Annotated in this window: 7 protein-coding genes and 2 pseudogenes; 7 read left to right on the top strand and 2 right to left on the bottom strand. The window is 40.4% G+C overall.

Going from position 1 to position 8,633, the window contains the following annotated elements:
* Positions 1 to 649: 649 nt before the first annotated feature.
* From H6G41_RS33470 to H6G41_RS33500, 7 genes and pseudogenes are all read left to right on the top strand, one after another.
* Positions 650 to 1,675, top strand: coding sequence for an ABC transporter substrate-binding protein (locus H6G41_RS33470; protein WP_190752631.1), 1,026 nt, complete (start codon positions 650 to 652; stop codon positions 1,673 to 1,675).
* Between the two features lie 88 nt (positions 1,676 to 1,763).
* Complete coding sequence (locus H6G41_RS33475; protein WP_242038149.1) at positions 1,764 to 2,582, top strand: ABC transporter ATP-binding protein; 819 nt, start codon at positions 1,764 to 1,766, stop codon at positions 2,580 to 2,582.
* An 11-nt stretch (positions 2,583 to 2,593) separates the two neighbouring features.
* Entirely contained in the window at positions 2,594 to 3,478 is an 885-nt protein-coding gene (locus tag H6G41_RS33480; RefSeq protein WP_190752633.1) for an ABC transporter permease, read from the top strand.
* Positions 3,479 to 3,857: 379 nt separating this feature from the next.
* A complete protein-coding gene (locus H6G41_RS33485; protein WP_190752634.1) occupies positions 3,858 to 4,676 on the top strand; it encodes a methyltransferase domain-containing protein in 819 nt (272 codons plus the stop codon).
* Positions 4,677 to 4,818: 142 nt separating this feature from the next.
* A pseudogene (locus H6G41_RS33490) lies at positions 4,819 to 5,478 on the top strand (ABC transporter substrate-binding protein); the annotation flags it as partial.
* 2 nt (positions 5,479 to 5,480) lie between these two features.
* Positions 5,481 to 6,017 (top strand): annotated as a pseudogene (locus tag H6G41_RS33495) (dienelactone hydrolase family protein); the annotation flags it as partial.
* Positions 6,018 to 6,139: 122 nt separating this feature from the next.
* Positions 6,140 to 6,559 (top strand): GFA family protein, encoded by a 420-nt coding sequence (locus H6G41_RS33500; RefSeq protein ID WP_190752636.1) that lies wholly within the window; start codon positions 6,140 to 6,142, stop codon positions 6,557 to 6,559.
* 58 nt (positions 6,560 to 6,617) lie between these two features.
* Here H6G41_RS33500 and H6G41_RS33505 read toward each other — a convergent pair whose 3' ends face one another.
* Together H6G41_RS33505 and H6G41_RS33510 are read right to left on the bottom strand one after the other, a co-directional pair.
* Entirely contained in the window at positions 6,618 to 7,253 is a 636-nt protein-coding gene (locus H6G41_RS33505; protein WP_190752638.1) for an ABC transporter substrate-binding protein, read from the bottom strand.
* Positions 7,254 to 7,524: 271 nt separating this feature from the next.
* A complete protein-coding gene (locus H6G41_RS33510) occupies positions 7,525 to 8,571 on the bottom strand; it encodes an LLM class flavin-dependent oxidoreductase (protein WP_190752640.1) in 1,047 nt (348 codons plus the stop codon).
* Between the last annotated feature and the right edge of the window lie 62 nt (positions 8,572 to 8,633).

An 8,633-nucleotide genomic window follows, 5' to 3' on the forward strand; every position in this document is an offset into this window, starting at 1 on the left:
TTTTAGCGATCGCTCTCTTCACCAGTTATATATAGTTCTCTTGTACTACTCAAAACACACCTCTACTTAGCACTTTTCTCTATTTAGATGCGTTTGCCCTGCCTGATGCCACCTTCAAACAGATTGTAGATAACCGAGTTGTCGCGCTGACATAGTAGTCTACAAACTAGTACCTCTGCCGAGTAAATCAAAAGTCCAAAGTCAAAAGACTTATATTCTCTGCTTTTGCGCTATTTGGAATCCTATGTTTATTTACGCCGTGATGTACTAGTCTTAGAGGATATTTTAAAAGTTCATTGGTTGGTAGCAAAACATTTTAGATCCCCCTAAATCCCCCTTTTCAAGGGTGACTTTAAGAGGTTTTTGCCCCCCTTTTCAAGGGGGGTTGGGGGGATCAATAAGTGTAAAGATACAGCCAATCACTTCTCAAACAACCTCTTATAACCAAACTCAATACACACACATAAAAATTGGGGCAAGGAGCATTTAAAAATTCAGAATATCAGGTTCAGAATATCTATCTGATACTGATTTAAAAAAAGAATGCAACAGAGATATAGTCTCAGACTTTGCTGAAGATTTTTTGCTTTCTGAATTTTGAATTATTTGCCTCAATCTTTTCTCATTGAAATCGCTCTTGACTCTTCCAATGTCTACACGTAGAAACTTTTTAAAATATGCGTCTATAGGCGCAACCACCGCTCTAGCTACAATGGGTTGGGACAGCATTATCCAGCCCGCAGCCAGTCAGGGAACTATTAATGTCAAACTGGGAGCAGTGACTGGTATTAACTCCATTGATGTTTGGATTCCTGAAGATTTAGGTTTTTTCCAAGCTGCTGGTTTAAATGCAGAAGTAATTACATTTCAAAGTAGTGCCAAAATGCGAGATGCTTTGATTGCTGGAGAAATTGATTTCTCAGCACAAGCACCTTTACATGTTTATCTATCTCGCCTGAGAGGTGTGCCTTTAAATGTTGTAGCTAATCGTCGCAATCTGGTTGATACTTCTTTAGTTGTACGTTCTGATTTACGCTCTCAAATTAAGTCAGTTGCTGACCTTAAAGGTAGAAGAATTTCGGCAGGTGAAATTGGTACTTGGAGTTGGGCAGTATTAGTCAAATATCTGCGTCAAAATGGTCTGAGCGATAAAGATGTTGAATATGTGCAAAGTACAACTGCATCTACCTATAGCCTGGTAAAAACTCGTCAGGCTGATGCAGCTATTGCAGGTGCGCCAGATTTGCACAGACTACTCAAAGAAGGAACAGTATTTCAACTATTGAACGCCCTCGATCCCAAGGTGCATCAAAAATATTTTGGTGCTAGGGAAGCTATGACTCGTGCATGGCTCAGTCATCAGCGCGTCACTGCTCAAAAACCTGAAGCAGTTAAAAGGTTGATTGTTGCAGTCAATCGCACTTTCACATATATGCACCAAACTCCACCAGAACAAATCCTCAAAGCAGTGGGTAAACGATTTGATAGTGCGAATTTAGATGCAATTTTGACAGGTCTTCGTACTGAACTCAAGCGCTCAGTTCCCAAAAATGCCTCGATTAGTCAGTCCGCATATCTTGCAGATCAAAAAGTATTTTACGACACGGGAATTATTAAGAAATTAGTTCCCTATTCTCAAGGCGTGTTCGATAAATTTGCTGGAAATAGAGCATAGTAAACAATTCAAAATTCAAAATTCAAAATTCAAAATTAAGAAACTACAAAGGAGGTTAGTATTACTAATTCATCATACCCAATGCCCAATGCCCAATGCCCAATGCCCCATGCCCAACTCAATGATTGAAACTCAAAATCTCTCCATTTCTTATTGGAGTAAAAATAAGCGGATTGAAGCTTTACATGATGTTAGTTTGAGCATCAATGCTGGTGAATTTGTGACACTTATTGGCCCTAGTGGTTGCGGTAAAAGTACATTATTGAATGTGATTGCAGGGTTAATTAGTCCTGGTACAGAAGTACAAGGGACTTTTAATACTAGTGGTATCAAACAAATTGGCTACTTGTTTCAAAAGCAAACTTTGCTACCTTGGCGCACAGTTTTAGATAATGTTACTGCTCCTTTAGAGATTCGTGGTGTATCCCGTACTGAAGGAAGGAGAAAAGCCTTAGCGCTACTGGAAAAATATGGTTTGTCTGGTTTTGAACACAGTTTTCCCAGAGAACTATCGGGAGGTATGCAGCAGCGTGTGTTGCTGATTCGGACGCTGATTTATGAACCCGATGTAGTGTTGCTGGATGAACCTCTGAGTAGTCTAGATGCTCAAACACGCGCTTTGTTACAGGATGAATTTTTGCGATTATGGCGTGATACAGGATGTACCTTTTTATTGGTAACTCATGACCTGGATGAAGCGATCGCACTTTCCCAGAGAGTATTTTTATTAAGTCCACGTCCTGGCACAATTGTCAAGGAATTTGAGATTAATTTACCAAAAGACCGATCTGCGATCGCAATTCGCACTGATTCTCAATTTCAAACTATCCAGCGTGAGATGTGGTCAGATTTAACTAAACAGGTATTACAACAACAAGACCAAGGATTCGCCCTCTTTCAACGCTAACAAAGAATAACATGAGAACTACCCGCAATCCCAGCGTATCTGTTGAACAATCTGCGCTTTCTGCTAATCATAAACGGACAAAAATTTCTGGTTCTATTCCCAACACAATTACCTGGGGTCAACGCATATTGCAATTAGCAATCCAATTCACGCCTTTAGTAGTCATTTTATTTGTTTGGGAACTGGGTACAGGCGCATTTGGCGTTCCTCAATTTATTGAACCTGCGCTTGTTGGTAAACCAAGTCTGATTGTCAAAGAATTACAGCAACTATTCTCTGAAGGAACAGTATTTAAACACGTCTTCGTCACCTTTCAAGAAGCGATGGGTGGACTAATTTTAGCCATGACTGGAGGGATAAGTTTAGGCATTTTACTAGCTTATTCTCCACAAGGAGCAATTATAACTTTACCTTACGTCCAAGTCTTTAATTCTATACCTCGTATTGCCCTAGCTCCCTTTTTTATTGTCTGGTTTGGTATAGGATTACTCTCCAAAATTTTGCTTGCAGCTTTAGCCGCTTTTTTTCCCATCTTTTTTACCACATATCAGGGACTTCAAAGCATAGAACGCGAATTAGTTGCAGCATTTCAAGTCATGGGTGCTAATCGCTGGCAAATATTGCGGATGGTTGTATTACCTTCAGTTCTCAGTTGGGTAATTGCAGGAATTCGTACAAGTTTAGGTATGGCTTTAGTCGGTGCGCTTGTAGCTGAATATATCGGTTCTACTAAAGGTTTAGGCTATCTCTTAATGGCAGCACAAGGAACATTGAATGTTGATAAAGCTTGGTCAATATTAATAGTTTTAGCATTTATTAGTGTTTTACTTGATTGGGGCGTTCGGGTTTTAGAAGCTTATCTATTACGCTGGCGACCTAATCCTAGAGAATTGTAAGTTGATGAAATAACCAATAATTAGTGTCAAGCATCTAGCGATCGCGAAACACTATGTCAGACTTATATCTTTTTTTGCTGCAAAATATTCAACTTGTCGTCATCAACACGGACACAACCAATAGTCTAACAGATATGATACTTACTTGTTGCTTTTTCTAACTTTCCTCTTACCAGTTGTAGGGTGGGTAAAGCCCACTCTACTTTCTAAATAACTGACTACCTTAGTGTCTAAAAAATCCTAAGGAAAATCAGCCTATGGTTTTGGTTACAAACAAAAGCCAAACACTAAAATGCTGAATCTGAAGCCATAAAAAACTTGACAAAAATATCCAATTGATTTGTGAGTTCATTACATATTTGAGTCCAAAGTATATCTCATGAAAACACTTCCTACCTACGACCCAACATTATTTGAGGGTGCTGCTGAAAGCTATGCTCAATACAGAACCAAGTATCCATCAGAGGTATTTGCTAAACTCACCGAAATCTTTCATATTAACGCTCAAGGAAGACTTTTAGATTTAGGTTGCGGCCCTGGTTTAATCGCAATTCCTCTCAGCAATCAGTTTCAGGAAGTAATTGCTGTAGATCCCGATCCAGATATGATCGAAGAGGCTAAACGCCAAGCCCAAATCTCTGGGAGAAATAATATTACCTGGCTTGAGCAAGGTGCAGAACTAATTAATTCTAGTTTGGGTGAATTTAAACTAGTCACCATTGGGAGAGCTTTTCACTGGATGCAACGTGAAACTGTGCTTGAGCGTATTTATGAATTGCTCTCTGATGATGGTGGATTTGTACTGCTCAATACTAATGAAAACCCTTGGGAAAGTTCACTTCCTTGGAAGCAAGCTGCAATCAGAATTGTCAAAAAATGGTTAGGTGAGGAAAGACGAACTGGACAGAGAGGAAAGGGTATTCGCACTCCTGTAGACCCTCCTCATGAGGTACTAATTGCTCAATCAGCTTTCGCTCGCCAAGAACAAGAAGTATATGAAGTCTCGTTTGAGAAGAGTTGGACAATTTCTAGCTATCTTGGTTATTTATACACCACAGCTTTTGCTCTCAAAATTTTCTTTGGTGACAATGTAGAGCCTTTTGAAGCGGATTTGAAACAAGCGCTACTAGAAGTTGAGCCTTCAGGAAATTTCACTGAAGAGATTACAACATCACTACGAGTTGTTTGGAAGCATTAAATTTTCACTTTCCTAATTCATAGGAAAACAATATTTTTTACTGACAGTCAAAAGTCAAACATTTGCAACTTAGAGAAAAAACAAATTATCTCTAATTCTGCATTCTATATAAACCCTGAAAAAGAGGAGGAAAATTACATCCATGAAAATACCATTTTTTAGCAATCGTCGCACAGTTTTAAAGCGCATTGTGCAATTTTCAGCACTAGGATTATTCGCTATTTCCACTCCCTTAACAGGTAGCTTACTACAAAGCAGCCAAGCACAAACAAGACCTGGAATCAATACAAAAGTAGTTAACTTGGCTTATCAAACATCTGGAGATTTGGTCAAAATCAAAGGAGCAGTAGAACCACGCCTCAAAGCTTTAGGGATTTCTGTAAATTGGATACCATTTCCCGCAGGCCCCCAATTGTTAGAAGCTATGAATGCTAATAGAGTTGATATTGGTAGTGTGGGAGAAACACCACCAATCTTTGCCCAAGCTGCAGGCGCACAACTTGTCTATATTGCTGGACGTAAACCTAGCAAAGGTGAAGGACAAGCCATCATAGTTCAAAAAGACTCACCCATTAAAAAAGTAGCGGATCTCAAAGGTAAAAGAGTCGTTTTTCAGAAAGGTTCTTCTGCACATTATTTAGTATTAAGAGCTTTAAAAGAAGCAGGATTAAAATTTAGTGATATTCAGGCTGTGAGTTTGACTCCATCTGAAGCACGTGATGCATTTCTTCAGAAAAAAATTGATGCTTGGGCTGTTTGGGACCCAGCTTTAGCTTATGTCCAAAAAAATGCTGGAGCTAGAACGAATTATTTATCCGTCAGGGTGATGTGTCAAAATTAAGCAATATTGACGAAATTCGCCCAATAGTCGCAACAGTACCCGATGCTCAAGTGTTATCTGACCTTGATGATACTATAGCTTGGGCTGTCAAATCTGCGAAAGGTAATGGCGATCGCGTCGGAATTACCGGCTTTTGCTGGGGTGGTCGGACTACTTGGTTATATGCTGCACATAACCCGCAAATTAAAGCAGGTGTAGCATGGTATGGGCGACTGCTAGGCGATGCTACCGAACGTCAGCCTCAGCATCCCGTTGATGTCGCTTCTAAGCTAACAGTCCCAGTTCTCGGACTCTATGGTGGTCAGGATGCAGGTATTCCCCTGGATACAGTAGAAAAGCTGAAAGAACAACTCAAATCTAGCAGCAGTAAATCTGAAGTCATCGTTTACCCCGATGCACCCCACGCCTTCTTGGCTGATTATCGCCCCTCTTACCGCGAAACAGAAGCTAAAGACGGATGGGAGCGCCTTCAAGCTTGGTTTAAGCAGCATGGATTGTAATATCTAGCGAAATAGCTAATTTTTACATCTACAGATGAGTACAGAAGCGATTTTTGTGGCTCATCTGTATTTTTTGCTAAGTTACAAAAAGGTTTGTCAATAAGTAACCTGGATAAGAGAGCATGGCGGAAACTGTCACAGGAGGGTGTCTTTGCGGCTATGTGCGGTATGAGTACAACGGAGAACTAGAAGCAGCGAATTATTGCCACTGTCAAGATTGTAGAAAAACGACAGGTAGCGCTTTTAATGTAGGGGTTCGCATACAATCAGCCGCATTACGCATTGTAGCTGGTCAAGTTAAGAGTTATACAAAAACTGGTAACAGTGGCAACAAAATTACTCGCGAATTTTGCCCAGAATGCGGTTCACCTCTGTTTACAAGAGCGCCAGCAAAACCGCAATTCGTCTGGCTGAAAGCTGGAAGTTTAGACAATCCGCAATTAGTTAAGCCGATGCATCAAATCTGGACTGATTCCGCAGTATCTTGGGCTTATATTGCTCCAGAACTACCTAGTTTTTCCCAAAATCGCCAGATTGTGTGACCTTGTGCGATCGCCTATTGTCTCATTTACAAATTTAGGCGATCGCACTACCAATCAATTATCTACCAGCTAGTGCGAGATTAGCTTCAAATACACTCAAAGGATCAGCTAATAGCGCTTCAGAAACATTGATACTATTGGGCAACAAACCAAAACGATAGAATACATCAGCCGCGTATTGTTGTTCAGCAATAAACTCCCCAGAAGGTGGAACAAGACCCCAAGGTCTATTTCTCAGAGATTGCTCCCAACCTTTAGCATCAATCCCATTATTAATTTCCTTGGATAATAGTTCAACCGCTTCGCTGAAATGGGTAGCAATCCAGCGATCCACTCTTTCTAGCGCCTTAATAAAGGCTGATAAAGCATCTGGATGTTGCTCGGCAAAACTGCGATGAGTAAAGTAAAGAGAGCGATTGCTAAATAACTCGGAACTATAAAGCAGTACCTTAACTTTGTGATTTTTCTGAACCTCTGCTAAATGTAAGTCTGATGTGATCCAAGCATCTATTTCACCATTGAGGAAAGCTTTGAGGGAATCTGCTGAGTTAGGAATGGTTTTCACATCTTGATAAGTAAGCCCGACTTTATCAAGCGCGATCGCAGATGTCAGGAAAAATAATGCTGTAGGCAAACTACGACGTTTAATGCGGTAGTTAAGTAACCCATTCTCAAAGATATCTTTATCTTTCATCTTGCTTTCAAATTGAACACAAAATTTCCAAACATTTTTATCTGCTAACAAATACAAAAACCGAGTTAATGCCAACTCTTAACTCTGCGTTCTCCGTGCCTCTGCGGTTCAAAAATTACAATCCAGATTAACAAATATAAAAAGGCATCAATTTGGAGTCAGCAATTTATCCTCATTGTCTAAAATCTACTAACAGATTGAACTCAAAAACCCAGATTCTTCCTAATTTACGTAATTACGAATTACGAATTACGAATTACGAATTAGTTTTTCACCCCAATTCTTTAGCAGGTTCAGCAATTTCTTTACCAGAAGAAATAGCCCCGACAGTTTGCCTAATACTGCTCCAAGTGGGAACATTAATACTTGTAGTTACCTGATTATTACTGCCTGGACGAGAAATGGGTAATAGTGGCAACAATAAATCAGCAACTCGATAAGCTTCTTCAATTAGAGGAATACCAGAGATGATGAAAGTCTCAATGCCAATATCAGCATATTCTTTCAGACGCGCCGCAACAGTTTGAGGATCGCCTACCACCGCAGTACCAGGGCCAGGACGCACTAAACCTAAACCCGCCCAAAGATTCGGATAAATTTCCAAATCTCTCACATTTTTAGGAATTTGACCGCCATGAAACTTCAGCATTCGTTGCTGACCTACGGAATCGCCACTATTAAGCATTTTTTGGATATTTGCTACTGATTCTTCATCCATGCGCTGAAGTAACCAGTCGGCGGCTTTCCAGGCTTCTTCTTCAGTTTCGCGGACAATCACATAAAGGCGAATACCAAATCTGAGAGTACGACTATATTTAGCAGCAAGCGATCGCATTGTGGCTACTCTTTCTGCAATCTGTGGTGGTGTTTCTCCCCAAGTTAGGTAAGTATCTATATGTTTAGCTGCAACTTCCAAAGCTGCTTCAGAAGAACCACCAAACCATAAAGGCGGATAGGGTGACTGTACCGCAGGTAATCCTACCTTAGCTTTTTTGACATTGACATATTCGCCTTCAAAGTCAACTGTTTCCCCAGCCATGAGTTTCCGCCAAACTGTGAGATATTCATCACAGTGGGCATAGCGTTCATCGTGGGAAAGATGCAAACCATTAGCGGCCATTGTGTTGGATGTGCCGTTGATGATATTGATCAACAACCGACCTTTAGAAAACTGGTCAAAAGTCGCCGCCATCTTTGCAAACAATGTGGGCGATAACAAACCCGGATGTACAGCAATCAAAAAGCGCATCCGTTCTGTAAACGGAATCAGCGAGGAACCTAAACCTCGTCTACGTTGGAAACCGTAGTTTTTCCTCATCTTCTTCAAGATGATTTTTCACCCACAAGCGATCGCTAATTTCAAAAGGATTGGAATTAATA

The sequence above is a fragment of the Tolypothrix sp. FACHB-123 genome, assembly GCF_014697075.1.
Classification (GTDB): Bacteria; Cyanobacteriota; Cyanobacteriia; order Cyanobacteriales; family Nostocaceae; genus Aulosira.